A 19,123-nucleotide genomic window follows, 5' to 3' on the forward strand; every position below is an offset into this window, starting at 1 on the left:
CCATCAGCTCCATGGACACGTCCTTGACTGCCGAAAGCGAAATCCTGCTTGCACAGCCGCGCGGCTTTTGCGCAGGCGTCGACCGCGCCATCGAGATCGTCGAGCGCGCGATCCAGTTGCACGGCGCGCCGATCTACGTGCGCCACGAGATCGTTCACAACGCCTATGTGGTCGAGGATCTGCGCAAGAAGGGCGCCATTTTCATCGAGCAACTCAGCGAAGTGCCGTCCGGCAATACGGTGATCTTCAGTGCGCACGGCGTGTCGAAGGCGGTGCGCGCCGACGCCGAGGCGCGCGGCCTGCGCGTCTATGACGCCACGTGTCCGCTCGTCACCAAGGTGCACGTCGAGGTTGCCAAGATGCGCGACGAGGGGCTCGATATCGTGATGATCGGCCACAAGGGGCATCCGGAAGTCGAGGGCACGATGGGGCAGGCAGCCGCGGGCATGTTCCTCGTCGAGGACATTGCCGACGTCGAGATGCTGCGGTTGCGCGACCCCGAGCGGGTCGCGTTCGTCACGCAGACCACGCTTTCCGTCGACGACGCCGCCGAAATCATCACGGCGCTCAAGGCCCGTTTCCCGGCGATCCGCGAGCCGAAAAAGCAGGACATCTGCTACGCCACGCAAAATCGGCAGGACGCGGTGAAGTTCATGGCGCCGCAATGCGACCTCGTGATCGTGGTGGGCAGTCCTAACAGCTCGAATTCGAACCGCCTGCGCGAAGTTGCTGAAAAGCGCGGCGTGCCAGCGTATATGGTGGATGCGCCCGACCAGATCGAACCGGCGTGGCTCGTCGGCAAGCGCCGCATTGGCCTGACGGCCGGTGCGTCGGCGCCCGAGGCGCTCGCGCAGCAGATCATCCTCCGGCTCAACGAGCTCGGCGTACGCAACGTGCGCGCGCTGGAGGGGATCGAGGAGAATATCGCTTTCCCGTTGCCGCGGGGCCTGGGTCAGCCAGCCTGAGGCGCAGTCGCTTCGAGGTTGGGTTCCCCTGAAAGAAAGCGCGCCGCAGGCGCGCTTTTTTGTTGGCCGGCATCGTTGGCCAGTAACCGGCGCCGGGTTGTGTTAAATGGGGTCGCATTAATGTGAAGGGCCCGGAAAACCCGGTTGCATCCAGGTTCTTTCGGACCTGCCCAGTGGGATTTCGCCGCCGGATTCTTCAACGCGTCCCCAATTTACTTGAACGCCGGTCCGCTTGGGCTTCCGCGTGCATCAATCTGGTGCGTCCAGAGCATAACCCTGATTGAAGTGGCTTCTTTTCCAGTGGCCCACCTGGCAAGGCATTCCGGGAGCTTCTCGCAACAGTTGATGCAAGCCGCTGCACATTTGGTGCAACTGATGCACGAAAAAATGGCGCAACCAAGGTGCAACCACGTTTCGCTCCTACTCTCAAAAAGTGGTTGCAATGCAGGAAAACCCTGCCGGCTCAGCATATTGCCCGTCGCATAATTGGAGTTACAATGCGCGCGTCCTGAAGGCTTGACACCCTTCAGGCGAGCAATCCGGAAGGCGCGGGAGACCTTATTAATGCAAGTCAAGTTTGCTGATGCCGCGTCCGAGGCGGCTGCGGTTGCGCCGCGCGATGCGCGGTTCGATGGCAGGGCCAGGACGGGCAGGTGTGCGGCGTCGACGGCGACTGTGCACCATCTAAGGGCTGTTAGGCGTTCCGGACGTGATGGCGAAAGCGGCGAGTCGCGCTTCGGACCGCGTTCCTTTCGGGCGTTAGCCGCGAAACGGACCGGAATGACCGTGATTCCCGTCGTCATATCGATTGCAGAAACTGGCATGCAACTTGCTCGTTCATACACCGGTACCGGAAACGGGCCGAAAGAGGGAGTCATGACGCACGACACATGCATGGGCGGCCATCGTGCCGCTCGCGATTGCGTCGCCGCGATCCTGGCGGGTAGTTGAACCCGACGGCACCGAACCATCCGACGGTGCCGTTTTTGCATCCGCATCCGGTGAGCTGCCGCTGCAACACAGCGGCAATCCGAGCCGGCTGAGGCTAACCGTTACCGGTCTTTTTTCAGTACCCGAAAGTGTCGTTGCGGTTCCGTAAAACATCGCCCACCGGCCGATGACTAGCGCGAATCCGGTCGCACGGGCTAAGGAGCATTAAATGGATATCTTCGTCCAACAGATCCTAAACGGGCTGGTGCTTGGCAGCGTTTATGCCATCATCGCGCTCGGCTACACCATGGTGTACGGGATTCTGGGCATCATCAATTTCGCGCACGGCGACGTACTGATGGTGGGGGCCATGGTCGCGCTCTCCACCATCAACGTGTTGCATAACCACTTCCCGGGCCTCGGGAACATTCCCACGCTGTTCATCGGTCTCATCGTCGCCGCCGTGGTCTGTTCGGTCGTCGGGTACACGATCGAGCGGGTCGCGTACCGGCCGTTGCGGCGCGCGCCGCGTCTCGCACCGCTGATCACCGCAATCGGCGTGTCGATCCTGCTCGAGACGCTCGCCATGATCATCTGGGGCCGCAATCCGCTGGCCTTCCCGCAACTGATCTCCACCGATCCGATCAACGTGATCACGCCTAGCGCGACGGGCGTCGGCGCCGTGATCTCGCCCACCGAGATCGTCATCATCGTCGTCGCGTTCGTCGTGATGGCTGGCCTGCTGCTGCTCGTGCACAAGACGAAGCTCGGCCGCGCCATGCGCGCGATCGCCGAAAACCCGGCCAATGCGAGCCTGATGGGCGTGAACCCGAACTTCGTGATCTCGGCCACCTTCATGATCGGCTCGGCGCTCGCGGCGCTGGCCGGCGTGATGATCGCCTCCGAGTACGGCAACGCGCACTTCTACATGGGCTTCATTCCCGGCATGAAGGCGTTCACCGCGGCCGTGCTGGGCGGTATCGGCAACCTCGGCGGCGCCATGGTCGGCGGCATCGTGCTCGGCCTGATCGAGCAGCTTGGCGCGGGCTACATCGGCAATCTGACCGGCGGGGTGTTCGGCAGTAACTATCAGGACGTGTTCGCGTTCATCGTGCTGATCGTCGTGCTCGTGTTCCGTCCGTCGGGGCTGCTGGGCGAACGTGTTGCGGACCGCGCATAAGAGGGAGTAGCACAACATGACTTCTATTCAACCGATCGAGCCGTCGACGACGCTCATCCCCGAGAAGAACACGACGAAGACTCTCGCAGTGGGCATCGTCACGGCGGTCTTCGTGGCCGCGCTGCCCTTCGTGGTGGGCGCGACGGGCGGCAACTACTGGGTGCGCGTGCTCGACTTCGCGATGCTCTACGTGATGCTCGCGCTGGGCCTGAACGTGGTGGTCGGCTTCGCCGGCCTCCTCGACCTCGGCTACATCGCGTTCTACGCCGTCGGCGCCTACACGGCCGCACTGCTGACCTCGCCGCACCTCACCACGCAGTTCGAGTGGATTGCGAACCTGTTTCCGGGCGGTCTGCATACGCCGTACTGGATCGTGATTCCCGTGGCGATGGCGTTCGCGGCCGGTGCTGGCGTGCTGCTCGGCGCGCCGACGCTGCGCCTGCGCGGCGACTATCTGGCGATCGTGACCCTCGGCTTCGGGGAAATCGTCCGTATCTTCATGAACAACCTCGACCGTCCGGTGAACATCACGAACGGGCCGCAGGGCATCACCGGCGTCGCGCCGCTCGAAGTGGCCGGCTTCAATCTCGCCCAGCCGCATACGATCTTCGGTTTCACGTTCACGTCGGTCTACATGTACTACTACGTGTTCGTGATCTGCGCGCTGCTCGTGATCTGGGTCTGTACGCGCCTGCAGCACTCGCGCATTGGCCGCGCCTGGGCCGCGATCCGCGAAGACGAAATCGCCGCCAAGGCCATGGGCATCAACACGCGTAACGTGAAGCTGCTCGCGTTCGCGATGGGCGCCTCGTTCGGCGGCCTTTCGGGCGCGATGTTCGGCTCCTTCCAGGGCTTCGTCTCGCCGGAATCGTTCACGTTCTGGGAATCGGTCGTCGTGCTCGCCTGCGTGGTGCTCGGCGGCATGGGCCACATTCCGGGCGTGATTCTCGGCGCGGTGCTGCTCGCCATCTTCCCCGAGTTCCTGCGCTCGACGATGGGCCCGCTGCAGGACGCGATCTTCGGCCATGAAATCGTCGATACCGAAGTCATTCGTCAACTGCTCTACGGTCTCGCGATGGTCGTCATCATGCTGTACCGCTCGGAAGGTCTCTGGCCCGCGCCGAAGCACGAAGACAAGATCGCGAAGATTGCGAAGCGTTCCAGCAAGAAGCCGGTGCGCGCCTAAAAGGACAGAGAGACGAATATGAGCAACAAATCCATCCGCCTGTCCGTGAAGGGTGTGAACAAGCGCTTCGGCGGCCTGCAGGCGCTCTCGGACGTGGGCCTCGAGATCGAGCAAGGGACCATCTACGGCCTCATCGGCCCGAACGGCGCCGGCAAGACCACGTTCTTCAACGTGATCACGGGTCTCTATACGCCGGACTCCGGCGAGTTCAGGCTCGACGGCGAGGCCTACACGCCGACGGCCGTCTATCAGGTGGCGAAGGCGGGCATTGCGCGCACTTTCCAGAACATTCGTCTCTTCGGCGGCATGACTGCGCTGGAGAACGTGATGGTGGGCCGCCACGTGCGCACGAAGCACGGGCTGATCGGCGCCGTGTTCCAGACGCCCTCGGAGCGCAAGGAAGAGCGCGAGATCAAGGAGCGCGCGCTCGAACTGCTCGAATACGTGGGCATCGCGCAGTACGCCGACTATACGTCGCGCAACCTCTCGTACGGTCACCAGCGGCGTCTGGAGATCGCGCGCGCGCTCGCGACCGATCCGAAGCTGCTCGCGCTCGACGAGCCGGCGGCCGGCATGAACGCGACCGAGAAGGTCGAACTCACGCGCCTGCTCGACAAGATCCGCGCGGACGGCAAGACGATCCTGCTGATCGAGCACGACGTGAAACTGGTGATGGGCCTGTGCAACCGCATGACAGTGCTCGACTATGGCAAGGTGATCGCCGAAGGTCTGCCGCATGACGTGCAGAAGGACCCGAAGGTGATCGAGGCATATCTGGGCGCAGGGGTGCACTGATGGCAAAGGCAATTCTCAAGATCACGGGCCTGCAGGTCAACTACGGCGGCATTCAGGCCGTGAAGGGTGTCGATCTCGAAGTGCGGGAAGGCGAGCTCGTCACGCTGATCGGCGCGAACGGCGCGGGCAAGACCACGACGATGAAGGCGATCACGGGTCTGAAGCCCTATTCGGCGGGCGACATCGAATACGATGGCCAGTCGATCAAGGGCGTACCGGCGCACGAACTGCTCAAGCGCGGCCTCGCGATGGTGCCGGAAGGCCGCGGCATCTTCGCGCGCATGTCGATCCTCGAAAACATGCAGATGGGCGCGTACCTGCGTAACGACACCGAGGGCATCAAGAAGGACGTCGACCGCATGTTCGGCTTCTTCCCGCGCCTGAAGGAGCGCGCGACGCAGCTCGCAGGCACGCTCTCGGGCGGCGAGCAGCAGATGCTGGCAATGGCGCGGGCGATCCTCAGCAAGCCGAAGCTTTTGCTGCTCGACGAACCGTCGATGGGTCTTTCGCCGATCATGGTCGAGAAGATCTTCGAAGTGGTGCGCACGATTTCGAGCGAGGGCATCACGGTGCTGCTCGTCGAGCAGAATGCGCGTCTCGCGCTGCAGGCCGCGAATCGCGGCTACGTGATGGACTCGGGCCTCGTCACGATGGAAGGCGACGCGAAGCAGATGCTCGACGATCCGAAGGTGCGCGCTGCCTACCTTGGCGAATAAGCGGGCGAATAAGCGCCTCTCGTAGTACGAAGCAAAAAGCTGCATGGGTGGTTCAGACCCATGCAGCTTTTTTTATGGCCTTCGCGTTGGCGATGCGGCGGCCGGGGCTTACTGCGCGTCGGCGGTGATCGCGAGCATGGGCCGTTCCAGCCGCTTGCCAAGGCTCACCACCGCATCGGCGCGGTAGCCTAGCGCCTCGTAGAAAGCCAGTACCTCGGGCTTGTCGCGCAGTACCTGCAGATTGAGCTTCGGGCAGCCGCGCGCGGCGAGCTGGCTTTCAGCGTGGCGCACGAGCCCCGTGCCGATGCCGAGCCGCCGCTCCGCCGGATCGACGGCCACCGAATAGAGCCAGCCGCGATGCCCGTCGTAGCCCGCCATCGCCGTTCCGACCACCGCGCCGTCTTCGTCGCGCGTGGCGACGAAAAACAGTTCGGGCTGCGTACCGAGTTTGTTCTCGATCGACAGACGCGGACTGCGATGCGGGCGAGTCGTGTCCTGATACTCCGGAAACGCCTGCAGCCACAGTGCGATGACCGCTTCGGCGTCGGCTCGTGCGAAAGGGCGGATCGTGACGGACATTGCCTGGTTCCAGCCGATTACAGCGAATCGAGAATCGAACGCAGCATTGCCATCATCTGGTCGATCTCTTCGTTCGTCACGTTGAGCGCGGGCATGAAGCGCAGCAGGTTCGGTCGCGCGGCGTTGAGCAGCAGGCCGTCGGGTTGCATGAGGCGCGCCTTCTCGACGATCTGCGGGCCGATGTCCTTGCCGAGCAGCAGCGCGCGCAACAGGCCTTCGCCACGCTCACCTTCGAAGCCGCGCTCCGCCGAGAGTTCGAGCAGCTTCTCGCGAAGATAGTCGGCGCGCGCACGCACGCCCTCCAGAAAGCCCGGCGCAACCAGTTGCGAAATCACCGAATAGCCCGCGGCCGTCATCAGCGGATTGCCGTTGTAGGTGCCGCCCTGGTCGCCCGCTTCGAACACGCAGATCTCCTGCTTCGCGAGCAAGGCCGCGAGCGGCACGCCGCCGCCAATGCCCTTGCCGAGCGTCATGATGTCCGGCTCGATGCCCGAGAGTTCATAGGCGAACAGCGTGCCGGCGCGGCCGCAGCCGCTCTGCACTTCGTCGACGATCAGCAGGATGCCGTGCTGCTTCGTGAGCGCGCGCAGTTGCTGCATGAATTCGCGCGTGGCGGGAATCACGCCGCCTTCGCCCTGGATCGGTTCGAGCATCACGGCGACGGTCTTCGCGCCGATGAGCTTCTCGACCGAGGCAATGTCGTTGAGGTCGGCCTTCGGGAAGCCCGGCACCTGCGGCGCGTAGATCGTGTCCCAGCCGGCCTTGCCGCTCGCCGACATCGTCGCGAGCGTGCGGCCGTGGAAGCTGTGGTCGAACGTGATGATCTCGTAGGCGCCGTCGCGATGCTTTTTGCCCCACTTGCGCGCGAGCTTGATCGCGCCTTCGTTGGCTTCCGCGCCGCTGTTGGCGAAGAACACCTTGTCGAAGCAGCTATGTTCCGTGAGGAGGTTCGCGAGCTTCGCCATCGGCTCGTTGTAGAAGGCCGGCGACGGATTGATGAGGAGGCGCGACTGCTTGTCGAGCGCCTCGATCATGCCTTCGTTGCAGTGGCCGAGACTGTTGACGGCCCAGCCCTGGATGAAGTCCAGATATCGCTTGCCTGCGTTGTCGTAGAGCCACGACCCCTTGCCATGCGTGAAAACGATTTCGGGCCGGTTGGTGATGTACATCAGCGACTCGGTCGGGTACTCGGAAAAATTCATGGCAACGGGCTCCGCGCTCAAGGGTTGCAACAAGGGTGGCAAGGAAGCCGCGACGGGGCGGCCGGAAAAACAAAAAGCCACGGCTGGCCGTGGCTTTCGTAATTCGAACTGCATGCGCGTGAGTGACGCGCGTCCGCAACGAAGCCAGGCCCTATTCGGGCAAGCGGCGACGTCGGAGAGCGGACAGGATGCGGTTCATGGGCGCAAGAATACGACAAGCGGATCGGCCGTGTAAACCGTCAATTGTGCACGGCGGAAGAAATTTTCGTGACGGCAGTTGGCCAACCCGCCGCCACGAACCGCGTGAGAGGCCGTATCAAACGGGGTTGGCGAGGTCCGCTGCGCTTGTGAACGAGTCCGCGTAGAACTCGTCTTCGGGCAGGCCGTGGTGCTGCGAGAAGTCGCGCTGCGCCGATTCCACCATGACCGGCGCGCCGCACGCGTAGACCTGATAGCCGGACAGGTCAGACAGGTCTTCGATCACCGCGCGGTGCACGAAGCCCGTGCGGCCGGTCCAGTTGTCGCTCGCAGCGGGTTCCGATAGCACCGGCACGAAGCGGAAGTTCGGAATGTCCTTCGCCCATTGTTCGGCGAGATCCAGCAGGTACAGGTCCTTTTTCTGGCGCGCGCCCCAATAGAGCGTCATCGGGCGGTTCAGGTTCTTGTAGGCCGCGTGCTCGACGATGGCCTTGATCGGCGCGAAGCCGGTGCCCGAGGCGAGCAGGACAATCGGCTTCTCCGAGTCCTCGCGCAGGAAGAAGGTGCCGAGCGGTGCCTCGAAACGCAGGATGTCGCGCTCCTTCATCTGCGTGAAGACGTGGTCGGTGAACTTGCCGCCCGGCATGTGGCGGACGTGCAGTTCGAGCGGGCCTTCCTCGTGCGGCGCGGTCGCCATCGAGTAGCTGCGGCGCGTGCCGTCCTTCAGGATGAATTCGAGGTACTGGCCGGCGAGGTATTGCAGGCGCTCATTGGCGGGCAGTTGCAGCTTCAGGACGACCACGTCGTCGGCACGGCGCTCGATCGCGGCGATGCGCGTGGGCAGCTTGCGCACCTGCATGTCGCCCACGCCCGCGACTTCGCGGATGTCGATTTCGAGGTCCGACTGGGCCGTCGCGCAGCACAGGAGCGCCATGCCGCGCGTGCGTTCGTCGTTCGAAAGCGCCGAGGCCGCGTGCGCGCGCTGTTCGATCTCGCCGTTGCAGATCGTGCCCTTGCACGAACCGCAGGCGCCGTTCTTGCAGCCATAAGGCAGGCCGACGCCCTGGCGCAGGGCTGCATTGAGGATGGGTTCGTCCGGTTCGACCTGGAACTGCCGGCCGCTTTGCTTGAGCGTTACGTTGAAAGCCATATTCGATTGAAGCGTAAGTCGGAAATCCGTAAGGGCCGCCGCCGACGTGGGCCGACGGCTTAAAATGGGTCCACCATGATTGCCACAAGAACCTTGCGCCGTGCGCGCATCCTGATCGTCGGTTGCGGCGACGTCGGCTTGCGCTGCGCCGTGCTGCTGCGCCCCCGCGCACGCGTGTTTGCGCTCACGAGCCAGCCGGCACGCGCGGCTTCGCTGCGCGAGGCCGGCACGGTCCCGCTGGTGGGCGACCTTGACGTGCGGGCGAGTCTTGCGCGGCTCGCCGGGCTCGCGAATGTCGTGCTGCACCTCGCGCCGCCGGAAAAATCCGGCGAAGACGACAACCGTAGCCGTCATCTGATCGCCGCCTTGACCGCCCGGAGCCGTTCGGCGGCGCGGCCGGCCGGGAGACCCCATGGAGCCTCGCGGCGCGGCATGGCGGCAAGCCCGCGCGCAGCGCTGCCGGTGCGTCGCAAAGCACGGTCTATTGTACCCGAGCGCACTATGGGGCCCGCAGGGCGGACGCGTATCCGCACTGGCCGATTGAAACTGGTTTATGCCAGCACCACGGGCGTCTATGGCGATTGCGAAGGCGAGCGCATCGACGAAACGCGCCCTGTACGACCCGCCAACGCGCGCGCCAAGCGCCGGGTGGCCGCCGAGCGCGTGCTGCGCCGCGCGACCGCGCGCGGCGTGCTGACGGCTTCGATCGCGCGCATTCCCGGCATCTATGCGGCCAACCGCCTGCCGCTCGCTCGTCTCGCGAAAGGCACGCCGGCGCTGGTCGAGCGTGACGACGTCTATACGAGCCATATCCACGCCGACGATCTGGCCGCCATCATGGTGCGGCTCGCCGCGCATGGCCGCCCGGCGCGCGTGGTGCACGCGTCGGACGACAGCGAACTGAAGATGGGGGACTATTTCGACCGCGTGGCCGATGCGTTCGGACTCGCGCGGGCGCCGCGCGTGAGCCGGGAGGAAGCGGAACGCCGCCTCGAACCCATGCTGCTTTCGTTCATGCGCGAATCCCGGCGCCTTTCGAACCGACGGCTCAAGCGGGAACTGGGTGTGAGACTGCGTTATCCGAGCGTCGACGATTTTCTGCGCACGCTGCCGCCGCGCCCGTGAACAAGGGCGCGGCGGCATGGCGCAAGCGTGCCGTTCACGTGATGGCCGGCAGCGCTTCGAGCAAGAGGAAGCAGAACAGGGCGCCGATGAGCACGCCGATCAGACCTGGCTGATATCGATGACGCAAACGCATCGACACGAGCAGCCCGCCGATCAGCAGCGCCCCCATTGCCACGAACGCCATCAACACGTATGAAATTTGATATGTGCCGTTGATGAACATAGCCCCCCTCCTTGCATCGCTTGTAATCATTGTTTAAACGAGTATAGGGCGCAACGTCAGGAAGGGCATGTTGCGGCGCGGCGGAACAGGGACGGTTCCGACGATATGAGTGCGGCACCGCACATAGCCGCAACCGGTGTCGATACGGTGGGGATCAGCCTTCGCGCAGTGCGTCGAGCTCGGGCGCTTCGAGCCATCGCCAGGCGCCGGGCGCGAGATCCGCGGGCAGCGTGAAGCCGCCAATGCGCTCGCGATGCAGTGCCTCGCAGCGATTACCCACAGCGGCGATCATCCGCTTGACCTGGTGGTACTTCCCTTCCAGCACCGTGAGTTCGAGTTCATGTTCGCCGTGCGTGCGCGCATCGACGGCCGCGATGGGCTCCCGTTCGCCGTGCAGCAGGACGCCAGTACGCAGCGCCTCGAGTTGCGTGTCGTCTAGCGCGTGGCGTGTCGTTGCCACGTAGACCTTCGGCACCTTGCGTTTGGGTGACGTGAAGGCGTGAACGAACTGGCCGTCGTCCGAAAGCAGCAGCAAGCCGGTCGTGTCCTGATCGAGACGGCCAACGCATTGCACGCCGCGCGTCGCGAGCGGTGCCGGCAGCAGATGAAAGACGCTCAGATGGTGCTGCGGATCGCGCGAGCACTCGTAGCCCGCAGGCTTGTTCAGCGCGAGATACGCGCGTTCGTGAAACGGCCAGGGTTCGGCGTCCACACTGAAGCTGAGCCCTGCGGTGTCGAACGATGCGAGCGGATCGGTGCAGAGGGCGCCCGCGACGGCGACGCGCGCGTCGGCGACGAGCGCGCGGCACTGGCGGCGCGAACCGAAACCCTGGCTGAAGAGAATGCTTTCGAGATTCATGAAGACCGGCGGACGGCGTCAAAACCGCTGCATTCTAACCGGCACCGCGGTCCGGGGCGGGCGCGGCGCCTCGCTTGCCGCATGCGGGCTTCGAAGCATCCTTCGCGAGGATGGCGTAACGTAGCGCGACGCATCGCAGATTGCCGCCGGCGAATGACGGCGCGGTTGCGCGATACGCATCCCTTTTTCCGGCGCGGTGCCGCGATGTGCAGCGGGACAGGCACATCGCGGCGCCGCGCGTCAGTCTACGAGGAGGACAGCATGGCGAACACGATCGCGGATTATCTGGCGAAGACACTCGAAGCGGTGGGCGTAGAGCGCATCTGGGGCGTCACCGGTGACAGCCTGAACGGCTTGTCTTCGAGCCTGGATCGTCTTGGCACGATTCGCTGGATGCATACGCGCCACGAGGAGGTTGCGGCATTCGCGGCCGGAGCCGAAGCGGCGGCAACGGGGCGGCTCGCGGTCTGCGCGGGAAGCTGCGGGCCGGGCAACCTGCACCTCATCAACGGCCTCTATGATTGCCAACGCAACCATGTTCCCGTGCTCGCGATCGCGGCGCACATTCCGTCGACGGAGATCGGCCTCCACTACTTTCAGGAAACGCATCCGCAAGAGCTATTCAAGGAGTGCAGCCACTACGTCGAACTGGTGACGAACGCCTCGCAGTTCCCGCGCGTGCTCGCGACGGCGTTGCGCACGGCCATCGACGAAAAGGGCGTGGCGGTGATCGTGCTGCCGGGCGACGTGGCCTTGCTCGAAGCGACCGGCGAGGAGCCGGCATGGGCCCAGGCCGCGCGGCCGGCGACGCTGCCGGCGGAGGCGGACATCGACCGGCTCGCCGACCTGCTGAACCGCTCGGAAGCCGTCACGCTGCTGTGCGGCAGCGGTTGCAAAGGCGCACACGACGAAGTCGTCGCGCTGGCGGACGCGCTCGGCGCGCCGACCGTACATGCATTGCGCGGCAAGCAGTACGTCGAATGGGACAACCCTTACGACGTGGGCATGACGGGACTGATCGGCTTCAGCTCGGGCTATCACGCGATGATGTCGTGCGACACGCTCGTGATGCTCGGCACCGACTTCCCGTATCGCAACTTCTATCCGCAGCACACCAACATCGTGCAGATCGACCGCAATCCGGCGGCGCTCGGCAGGCGGGCGCCGCTTGCGCTCGGCCTCGTGGGCGATGTGCGCGAGACGTTGCGGGCGCTCGCGCCGAAGCTCACGCGCAAGACCGATCGCCGCTTCGTCGAGCGTGCGAAGGAGCACTACAAGACTGCGCGCCAGGGTCTCGACGATCTCGCGACGCCGGCGCCCGCGGGCAAGCCGCTGCATCCGCAATACGTGACGGCGCGCGTGAACGCGCTCGCGGCCGACGACGCGATCTTCGCCGTCGATGTCGGCACGCCGACGCTGTGGGCGGCGCGCTATCTCACGATGAACGGCAAGCGCCGGCTGCACGGCTCGTTCAACCACGGGTCGATGGCCAATGCGATGCCGCAGGCGCTGGGCGCGCAGGCGGCCCATGCGGGCCGACAGGTGATCTCGCTGTCGGGCGATGGCGGGCTCTCGATGCTGCTCGGCGACATCCTGACTTCGCGGCAGCTCGACCTGCCGATCAAGATCGTTGTCCTGAATAATGGCACGCTGGGCTTTGTTGCGATGGAGATGAAGGCTGGCGGCTACGTCGAAACGGGCACCGACCTCGTGGCGACCAACTTTGCGGACATCGCGAAGGGGGCGGGTATATTCAGCGTGCGGGTGGAGACGTCGGAAGCGCTCGACGATGCGTTGCGCGCGGCGTTCACGCATCCTGGGCCGGCGCTCGTCGATGTGGTGACGGCCAAGCATGAGCTGGCGATGCCGCCGAAGCTGCAATGGGCGCAGGCCAAGGGGTTCAGCCTCTATATGCTGCGCGCGGTGCTGAGCGGGCGCGGGGACGAGGTGATCGAGCTTGCGCAGACTAATCTGCGTTGATGGAGTCGGACGGTTGTAAGCGCGCAAAGCCCCGCAATAGTGCGGGGCTTTGCTTTTGAAGCCGGTTGAGGATAATGCGGCTGCGGTACGCATTCAGGCCAAGTCCGCTGATTGACGTTTTGGGGGAAGTGGCGTGCTCTGGCAGATCGAAGGTTCAAACACCTACGTGCTCGGTTCCGTCCATGTGACAAACATGGCGCGACTGACTTTATCCGACATCGCCGGGCGCATCTTCGAGCAGGCCGATCGCGTGATCTTCGAGGCCGATCAGAAGGTTGCCCCAGATGCATCGCTATTCATGCTGCCGCCCGATACTCGCCTCGATAGGCTCATGGAGCCACCGGTATTTCGCAGGGTGCATGCGCACTGGGCTCGACTGGGACTTCCTGACGCGAATCTGTTGGTGCTGCGTCCAGTGATGGTCGCCATGACTCTGCAAATCTCGGAGGCATCTCGGAACGGGTATTTGACACAGTTTGGCGTGGACCACCTTCTGCGCGAGAGATCGGAACTGGCGCGCAAGAAAATTGACTATCTCGAAGATCTGAACGACCAGTTGCGTCTTTTGATGAGCACACCCTTGTCGGAACAAGTTTCGCTCCTGGACCATATTGCAACGCCAACGGACGCAGGATTTTCGGAGATAGAAGCCATGGTTTCGGCATGGCAGAACCACGACCTCGGACACTTCGAAAATCTACTGGAGGACCGCAGAAAGCTTTGGCCGCAATCCGTCGACGCTGTCCTGACCAGGCGCAATGAGGATTGGGCGCCACTGATTGCCGAGATGGTCCGGGCCGGCACGCATAATCTGATAGTCGTAGGTGCCCTGCACCTCGTAGGACCAACAGGTCTTCCTGTCCTGCTGCGACAACAGGGCCTTCACCTGGCGCCCCGGCAAGACGTTTAACCGGATTGTCGCGCAGCGCTGCTGCAGATCGGCTCAGCGGTTTCCAAACGCCTGTTTCCTGTGGTAACCAGGGTGGAAACTACGCCCGCCCGCCGTTGCTGATTCCACTGCAATCGACGCTGGCGGTTTTTCCAGTTCGGCATTATCTGCGGACTTGCTGCGCGGAAAAGCGTTCGGAAATTCCGGCTCACGCCGCCCGCATTTCCTTGAGGTATAAGCCTTTCAGGCCCATCGGCAGTTTCGAAACTGCGCGGAAATAGGTGAACTAATAATATGCGAAAAAATTCGCTGTTACTGACGCGTCGGGCGCCATGCCCGTAATGGCGCGCCTGGAGCGGCAATCCGTGAGTATCGCGGTGATGTTTGTTCGTAAATACAATTCATTGGTCTGACGCAGCCTCGTCTTGGATTCACCTACCCGAAGCGCATCTCGCTGATGCGGCTGCAAGAATCGCATCACACCGATTGTCGGTTCTGTACCGTGTGTAGAATATCGTCGCAAGAAATCACCAGTCTGCTTCGGACCGGGATGCGAAAGGGGGCATAAATGAAAAGAAGTGAAATGCGGACGAAAGTCGCCGTAATGCTGTCTGCCGGCGCGAAGAAACAGGACGTTTTTGCTGAGTTATCGGGGCAAGGTGTAAAGGATCGGGCTCTTGCGTACCTTATTGCAACGCACGTAGACCCGCGCCGTTGCGCCGACAACAAGATCCATCGCAGGATCGTGATCGCGATTGCCTGCATCCAGTTGATGCTTGCGATTCTCCTGGGAGGGTATGTTGCCCTTAATGCGTCGATGGCTGTTGGTGTGGTGGTCGGCGCGATTGGAGTATTGTTCGCTATTCTGTTTTTGCGGGGGTTCTTGACCGACAACGCCACTATTTACACGGCGTTTATCTTTCTCTCGCTTTCCCAATTGCCGCGACAACTTCAGGGTTTCTCTGATGACCCCGTCTGGGCCTCTATTGGTCTGGGAGTCGGCGTTGTGATCATTGGTTATGTCTGGTTCGTTCGTCACCGGCTGTTTCCGGACCTGGCCATTGTCTCGGTCAGGAAGATCAACGGCAAGTATGTATTCTCGGACTAATCAGCCAATTCCCGGTAGTTCATCCGCCAGTATTTCGCGCCGGACTTGTCGAGCTGGAGGTACATGCGGCCGCTGTCTGGCAGACGGTTGCCGCTGTCTTCCGGGTTGTACCGGGCTCCTGACTTGAGTGTCGGTGAGCGGCATGGTGGTATCGCAGCGCGAAATTCGGTGGTAGCTGAGCTGATGCCACCAAAAATACCACCGGCTGTCACTGGTAACGCGTTGCAGGCGATGGCAACAAAAAACCCCGCAGCGCTATGTCTGGCGGGGTTTGCTGGCGAAACGTTGTGAACGTTCGGAGAGTACTTGGTGCCTCGGGCCGGAATCGAACCGGCACTCCTTTCGGAACCGGATTTTGAGTCCGGCGCGTCTACCAATTTCACCACCGAGGCAGGACCTCGGCACCATCCGTCGCTATTTACGACGGCTATGCGCCGGGTAGCCAAGAATTATGACCTAATTCAGCCCGCCCGGCAACCGGCGCCCACCACGCGCTCAAACCGTGCGCGAGAATTGCTCCGGGCGCTGCGTGCCGAGGTAGCGGTCGAACACCATGGCGATATTGCGCACGAACATCCGCCCGGCCGGCAGCACTTCGAGCCGGTTCGCGCCGCGCGCGACAAGCCCGTCTTCCTCGAACGAGCGCAGGCGTTCGAGTTCGGGTGCAAAGGCGCTCGGGAAACTCACGCCGTAGGCGGCCTCGAACTCGTCGAAGCGCAGTTCGAGATTGCACATCAGCTCAGTGATGATGTCGCGGCGCAGCCGATCGTCGGCGCCCAGGCGGATGCCGCGTGCAATCGCGAGCCGCCCCGCGTCAAGCGCGGCGCCATAGCCGGGCAGATCCTTCGCGTTCTGGGCGTAGACGTCGCCGACCTTGCCGATGGACGACGCGCCGAAGCCGATCAGGTCGCAGTCGGCGCGCGTGCTGTAGCCCTGGAAATTGCGATGCAGCGTGCGCTGCTTTTGAGCCACTGCGAGCTCGTCGGTAGGCAACGCGAAGTGATCCATGCCGATGTAAACGTAGCCCGCGTCGGTCAACTGCTCGACCACGAGCTGCAGCAGCGCGAGCCGTTCGGCGGGCGAGGGCAGCGCCGCCGCATCCATTTGCCGCTGCATCTTGAACAGATGCGGCATATGCGCGTAGCCGAACACCGAAAGGCGATCGGGTGCGAGCAGCAGGATTGTGTCGAGCGTACGCCGGAAGCTCGCCACGGTCTGATGCGGCAGTCCGTAGATCAGATCGACGCTGATCGATTCGAAGCGGTTCGCGCGTGCCGCATTGATGCATTCAACCGTCATCTCCAGCGGCTGCACGCGATTGATCGCGCGCTGCACGACCGGGTCGAAGTCCTGCACGCCGAGGCTCAGGCGGTTGAAGCCGAGGCCGCGCAGATGCGCAATAGTGGCCGCCGAGGCTTCGCGCGGGTCGATTTCGATCGAATATTCGCCCTCGTTGTCGGAGCGCAGCGTGAAGTGCGCGCGCGTGGCGGCCATCAGTGCGCTCATCTCGTCGGGCGAAAGGAAGGTAGGTGTGCCGCCGCCCCAGTGGAGCTGCGAGACGGGCCGCTTCGTGTCGAAAAGTGCGGCCTGCAGTTCCAGTTCGCGGATCATCTGTTTCAGATACGGTTTCGCGCGGGTGCGGTTTTTCGTCGCAACCTTGTTGCAGCCGCAATAAAAGCAGACGGTGTCGCAGAATGGAATGTGGAAGTAGAGGGAAAGATCGGTTTCTTCGGCACCGGGGTCGGTGGCGGCACGGAAGTAGTGGGCGGGATCGAAGTCTTCGCGGAACTGCAGCGCGGTGGGGTAGGACGTATACCGCGGGCCGTTCGCGCCGTACTTGGCCAGCAGGTCGGGGCGGAACAGGAGATCGGCGTCACGCATGCGGGGTTCTCGTTGTTGGGGCGCCGTGCGGCCGTGGCCGGCGCCATTTCGAGGCAACATTCGGGCAACACCCGGACATCGCTCGGGCCTGGCACCGGACGGCATAATTTCTTGCGCCGGATTGATCCAGTTTAAGAGTGCGGTGCGTTTGGCGTTTGTGTAAAAAGGTCGCAGCCGGCAATGGCACAATGCGTCTGGTTCGTCGCGAGGCGGATCGTATCGACTGATTCAGGAAGCAGATGGTGAGTGCCGTTTCCCCCTTCGACGTGCCGGGTCACGCATGTCGCCCCGGCTGCGGCGCGTGCTGCATCGCGCCGTCCATTACGAGCCCGATTCCGGGCATGCCCGGGGGCAAGCCCGCGGGCGTGCGCTGCATTCAGCTTGGCGAGGATCTGCAATGCGCGATCTTCGGTTCGCCGCTGCGGCCCGCATGCTGCTCGGGGCTGCAGCCGCAGGCCGAGATGTGCGGCGCCTCGCGCGAAGAGGCGATCGTCTGGCTCACGCGGCTCGAGTCGGCGACGCGGCCCTCGCCCGACGCCTGAGTGCGTCCTTCCCACGTTTCGAACGGCAGGCCTCGCGCCGCCCTTCAAGGAGATTTCGCATGATTCATACGGCAACGCGCGTTTCCCGGCGAGCCTTCCTCCTCGCGGCATGTGCCGCGGCGGGCACGGCCATGTCACTGGGCGCGTGTGCGACGGGTACCTTCCCGTTCATCCCCGATCACTACACGTTCTCGCAGGAGCAGGTGCAGGCGGCGGTCCAGCGCAAGTTCCCGTATCACCGCTCGTTGCAGCAACTCTTCGAGGTGACGCTGACGAACCCCGTCGTCGTGCTGCAGCCCGATCGCAATCGCGTGGCCGTCCGCCTCGACGCCGAGCTTCAGAGCCCGCTGTTGCAGCAGCCTGTCGATGGCGTTTTCACGCTATCGAGCGCGCTTGCGTGGGATGCCGCGAGCCGCTCGGTGGTGCTCCAGTCGCCGTCGGTCGACAGCGTGGACATGCAAGGCGCGGCCGCGGCCTACGGACAGCAGGTGGGCTCGGTGGCGGCGCTCGCTGCCGCGCAGTTGCTCAACAACTATCCCGTCTACACGTTCAAGCCCGAGCAATTGCAGTTTGCCGGGGTCAACTACGAACCGGGTACAATCAACATCCTTACAAACGGCATGCGAGTGCAGATCGTCGAGAAATAAGCCGACGCGACGCCGCCGCGTGCAGCCGCCGGCGGTCCCGTCTTCCGTCCGGCGCGAATCCTCGCGAGGAAACGGATGGACTGGATACTGTTCTGCAAGGCTTTGATTCTGGGTGTCGTCGAAGGGCTAACCGAGTTCCTTCCGGTATCGAGCACCGGCCATCTGATCGTTGCGGGCAGCGCGCTCAGCTTCGACGGCGACTACGAGAAGACCTTCGACGTGGTAATCCAGTTCGGGGCGATTCTCGCGGTGTGCTGGGAATTTCGCGGCAAGATCGGCAATGTGATCGCGGGGCTGCCCACGCGGCCCGACGCGCGGCGCTTCGCGTTGAACGTGATCGTCGCGACCGTGCCCGCCGTCGTGCTCGGCCTGCTGTTCGAAAAGGCGATCAAGTCGGCGCTGTTCGCGCCGGTGCCCGTGGCGTTCGCGCTGGTGGCCGGCGGCCTCGTCATACTCTGGGTGGAGGGGCGCCACCGTCGTTCCGGTGCGCCGGCCGCGCAGACGCCTGCGCGGGTACGCTCGATCGACGACATCCGGCCGCTGGACGCGTTCAAGGTCGGCTGTGCGCAGTGTTTTGCGCTGATTCCGGGTATGTCGCGCTCCGGTTCGACGATCATCGGTGCGATGCTGTTCGGCTTCGAGCGGCGCATCGCCACCGAGTTTTCGTTCTTCCTGGCGATTCCGGTGATCTTCGGCGCCACCGTCTACGAACTGCACAAGAACTGGCAAGCGCTCTCAATAGACTGGCTGAGTTTGTTCGGCGTGGGCTTCGTTGCCGCGTTCGTTAGCGCGTTTGCCTGCGTGCGCTGGCTGCTGCGCTTCGTTGCCTCGCACGACTTCACGGCGTTTGCGTGGTATCGCATCGTGTTCGGCCTCATCGTCCTGCTGTTCGGCTATGGCGGCGGGCTTGGCTGGGAAGACTGAAAATCAAAAGGGGCGCCTTGTGCGCCCCTTGTGCATGTTGCTGT

At 63.5% G+C, this 19,123-nt stretch carries 19 protein-coding genes and 1 tRNA gene; 13 read left to right on the forward strand and 7 right to left on the reverse strand.

Features of this window, described 5'->3' with window-relative positions:
* Window positions 1–2 precede the first annotated feature (2 nt).
* From ispH to WJ542_RS07985, 5 genes are all read left to right on the forward strand, one after another.
* Entirely contained in the window at window positions 3–965 is a 963-nt protein-coding gene (ispH, locus tag WJ542_RS07965) for a 4-hydroxy-3-methylbut-2-enyl diphosphate reductase (RefSeq protein WP_411190504.1), read from the forward strand.
* A 1,159-nt stretch (window positions 966–2,124) separates the two neighbouring features.
* Complete coding sequence (locus WJ542_RS07970) at window positions 2,125–3,075, forward strand: branched-chain amino acid ABC transporter permease (protein WP_411188753.1); 951 nt, start codon at window positions 2,125–2,127, stop codon at window positions 3,073–3,075.
* A gap of 16 nt (window positions 3,076–3,091) precedes the next feature.
* Entirely contained in the window at window positions 3,092–4,261 is a 1,170-nt protein-coding gene (locus tag WJ542_RS07975) for an ABC transporter permease subunit (protein WP_411188754.1), read from the forward strand.
* A gap of 18 nt (window positions 4,262–4,279) precedes the next feature.
* Window positions 4,280–5,056 carry an ABC transporter ATP-binding protein gene (locus tag WJ542_RS07980; protein WP_411188755.1) on the forward strand — a complete coding sequence of 259 codons (777 nt, stop codon included), beginning with the start codon at window positions 4,280–4,282 and terminating at the stop codon, window positions 5,054–5,056.
* Window positions 5,056–5,772: an ABC transporter ATP-binding protein gene (locus WJ542_RS07985; RefSeq protein WP_411188756.1), complete on the forward strand. Its 717-nt coding sequence runs from the start codon at window positions 5,056–5,058 to the stop codon at window positions 5,770–5,772. The genes WJ542_RS07980 and WJ542_RS07985 overlap by 1 nt, the downstream gene beginning before the upstream one ends.
* A gap of 108 nt (window positions 5,773–5,880) precedes the next feature.
* Here the strand turns inward: WJ542_RS07985 and WJ542_RS07990 are convergent, their stop codons facing one another.
* Together WJ542_RS07990 and WJ542_RS07995 are read right to left on the reverse strand one after the other, a co-directional pair.
* Window positions 5,881–6,351, reverse strand: a complete 471-nt coding sequence (locus WJ542_RS07990; protein WP_411188758.1) for a GNAT family acetyltransferase — start codon at window positions 6,349–6,351, stop codon at window positions 5,881–5,883.
* 17 nt (window positions 6,352–6,368) lie between these two features.
* Window positions 6,369–7,553: an acetylornithine transaminase gene (locus tag WJ542_RS07995; RefSeq protein ID WP_411188759.1), complete on the reverse strand. Its 1,185-nt coding sequence runs from the start codon at window positions 7,551–7,553 to the stop codon at window positions 6,369–6,371.
* Between WJ542_RS07995 and WJ542_RS08000 the strand changes: the two genes are divergently transcribed.
* Window positions 7,552–7,788: a hypothetical protein gene (locus WJ542_RS08000; protein WP_411188761.1), complete on the forward strand. Its 237-nt coding sequence runs from the start codon at window positions 7,552–7,554 to the stop codon at window positions 7,786–7,788. The genes WJ542_RS07995 and WJ542_RS08000 overlap by 2 nt on opposite strands.
* An 81-nt stretch (window positions 7,789–7,869) precedes the next feature.
* On the opposite strand, the gene WJ542_RS08005 is transcribed toward WJ542_RS08000, so the two are convergent.
* Entirely contained in the window at window positions 7,870–8,901 is a 1,032-nt protein-coding gene (locus WJ542_RS08005) for a CDP-6-deoxy-delta-3,4-glucoseen reductase (RefSeq protein ID WP_411188762.1), read from the reverse strand.
* A gap of 75 nt (window positions 8,902–8,976) precedes the next feature.
* On the opposite strand from WJ542_RS08005, the gene WJ542_RS08010 reads away from it, so the two are divergent.
* Window positions 8,977–10,026, forward strand: a complete 1,050-nt coding sequence (locus WJ542_RS08010; protein ID WP_411188763.1) for an NAD-dependent epimerase/dehydratase family protein — start codon at window positions 8,977–8,979, stop codon at window positions 10,024–10,026.
* Window positions 10,027–10,060: 34 nt separating this feature from the next.
* Here WJ542_RS08010 and WJ542_RS08015 read toward each other — a convergent pair whose 3' ends face one another.
* On the reverse strand, window positions 10,061–10,249 hold the full coding sequence (locus tag WJ542_RS08015; RefSeq protein WP_411188764.1) for a hypothetical protein: 189 nt from the start codon (window positions 10,247–10,249) through the stop codon (window positions 10,061–10,063).
* 154 nt (window positions 10,250–10,403) lie between these two features.
* Window positions 10,404–11,108 (reverse strand): pseudouridine synthase, encoded by a 705-nt coding sequence (locus tag WJ542_RS08020; protein ID WP_411188766.1) that lies wholly within the window; start codon window positions 11,106–11,108, stop codon window positions 10,404–10,406.
* 261 nt (window positions 11,109–11,369) lie between these two features.
* Between WJ542_RS08020 and poxB the strand changes: the two genes are divergently transcribed.
* The 3 genes from poxB to WJ542_RS08035 all read left to right on the forward strand — a co-directional run bounded on the left by poxB (window position 11,370) and on the right by WJ542_RS08035 (window position 15,085).
* A complete protein-coding gene (gene poxB, locus WJ542_RS08025; protein WP_411188767.1) occupies window positions 11,370–13,088 on the forward strand; it encodes a ubiquinone-dependent pyruvate dehydrogenase in 1,719 nt (572 codons plus the stop codon).
* Window positions 13,089–13,221: 133 nt separating this feature from the next.
* Window positions 13,222–13,998 (forward strand): TraB/GumN family protein, encoded by a 777-nt coding sequence (locus WJ542_RS08030; protein WP_411188768.1) that lies wholly within the window; start codon window positions 13,222–13,224, stop codon window positions 13,996–13,998.
* Window positions 13,999–14,545: 547 nt separating this feature from the next.
* Window positions 14,546–15,085, forward strand: a complete 540-nt coding sequence (locus WJ542_RS08035; protein ID WP_411188769.1) for a hypothetical protein — start codon at window positions 14,546–14,548, stop codon at window positions 15,083–15,085.
* Between the two features lie 307 nt (window positions 15,086–15,392).
* Here the strand turns inward: WJ542_RS08035 and WJ542_RS08040 are convergent.
* Together WJ542_RS08040 and hemN are read right to left on the reverse strand one after the other, a co-directional pair.
* Window positions 15,393–15,477, reverse strand: a tRNA-Leu gene (locus tag WJ542_RS08040).
* Between the two features lie 103 nt (window positions 15,478–15,580).
* Window positions 15,581–16,966 (reverse strand): oxygen-independent coproporphyrinogen III oxidase, encoded by a 1,386-nt coding sequence (gene hemN / locus WJ542_RS08045; protein WP_411188770.1) that lies wholly within the window; start codon window positions 16,964–16,966, stop codon window positions 15,581–15,583.
* 239 nt (window positions 16,967–17,205) lie between these two features.
* Here hemN and WJ542_RS08050 point away from each other — a divergent pair, with 239 nt between their 5' ends.
* The 3 genes from WJ542_RS08050 to WJ542_RS08060 all read left to right on the forward strand — a co-directional run bounded on the left by WJ542_RS08050 (window position 17,206) and on the right by WJ542_RS08060 (window position 19,079).
* Window positions 17,206–17,508, forward strand: coding sequence for a YkgJ family cysteine cluster protein (locus WJ542_RS08050; protein WP_411188771.1), 303 nt, complete (start codon window positions 17,206–17,208; stop codon window positions 17,506–17,508).
* A gap of 59 nt (window positions 17,509–17,567) precedes the next feature.
* Window positions 17,568–18,155 (forward strand): DUF1439 domain-containing protein, encoded by a 588-nt coding sequence (locus WJ542_RS08055; RefSeq protein ID WP_411188772.1) that lies wholly within the window; start codon window positions 17,568–17,570, stop codon window positions 18,153–18,155.
* A gap of 75 nt (window positions 18,156–18,230) precedes the next feature.
* Complete coding sequence (locus WJ542_RS08060) at window positions 18,231–19,079, forward strand: undecaprenyl-diphosphate phosphatase (RefSeq protein ID WP_411188773.1); 849 nt, start codon at window positions 18,231–18,233, stop codon at window positions 19,077–19,079.
* Window positions 19,080–19,123 lie beyond the last annotated feature (44 nt).

The sequence above is a fragment of the Paraburkholderia yinzeri genome, from assembly GCF_046581065.1.
Classification (GTDB): Bacteria; Pseudomonadota; Gammaproteobacteria; order Burkholderiales; family Burkholderiaceae; genus Paraburkholderia.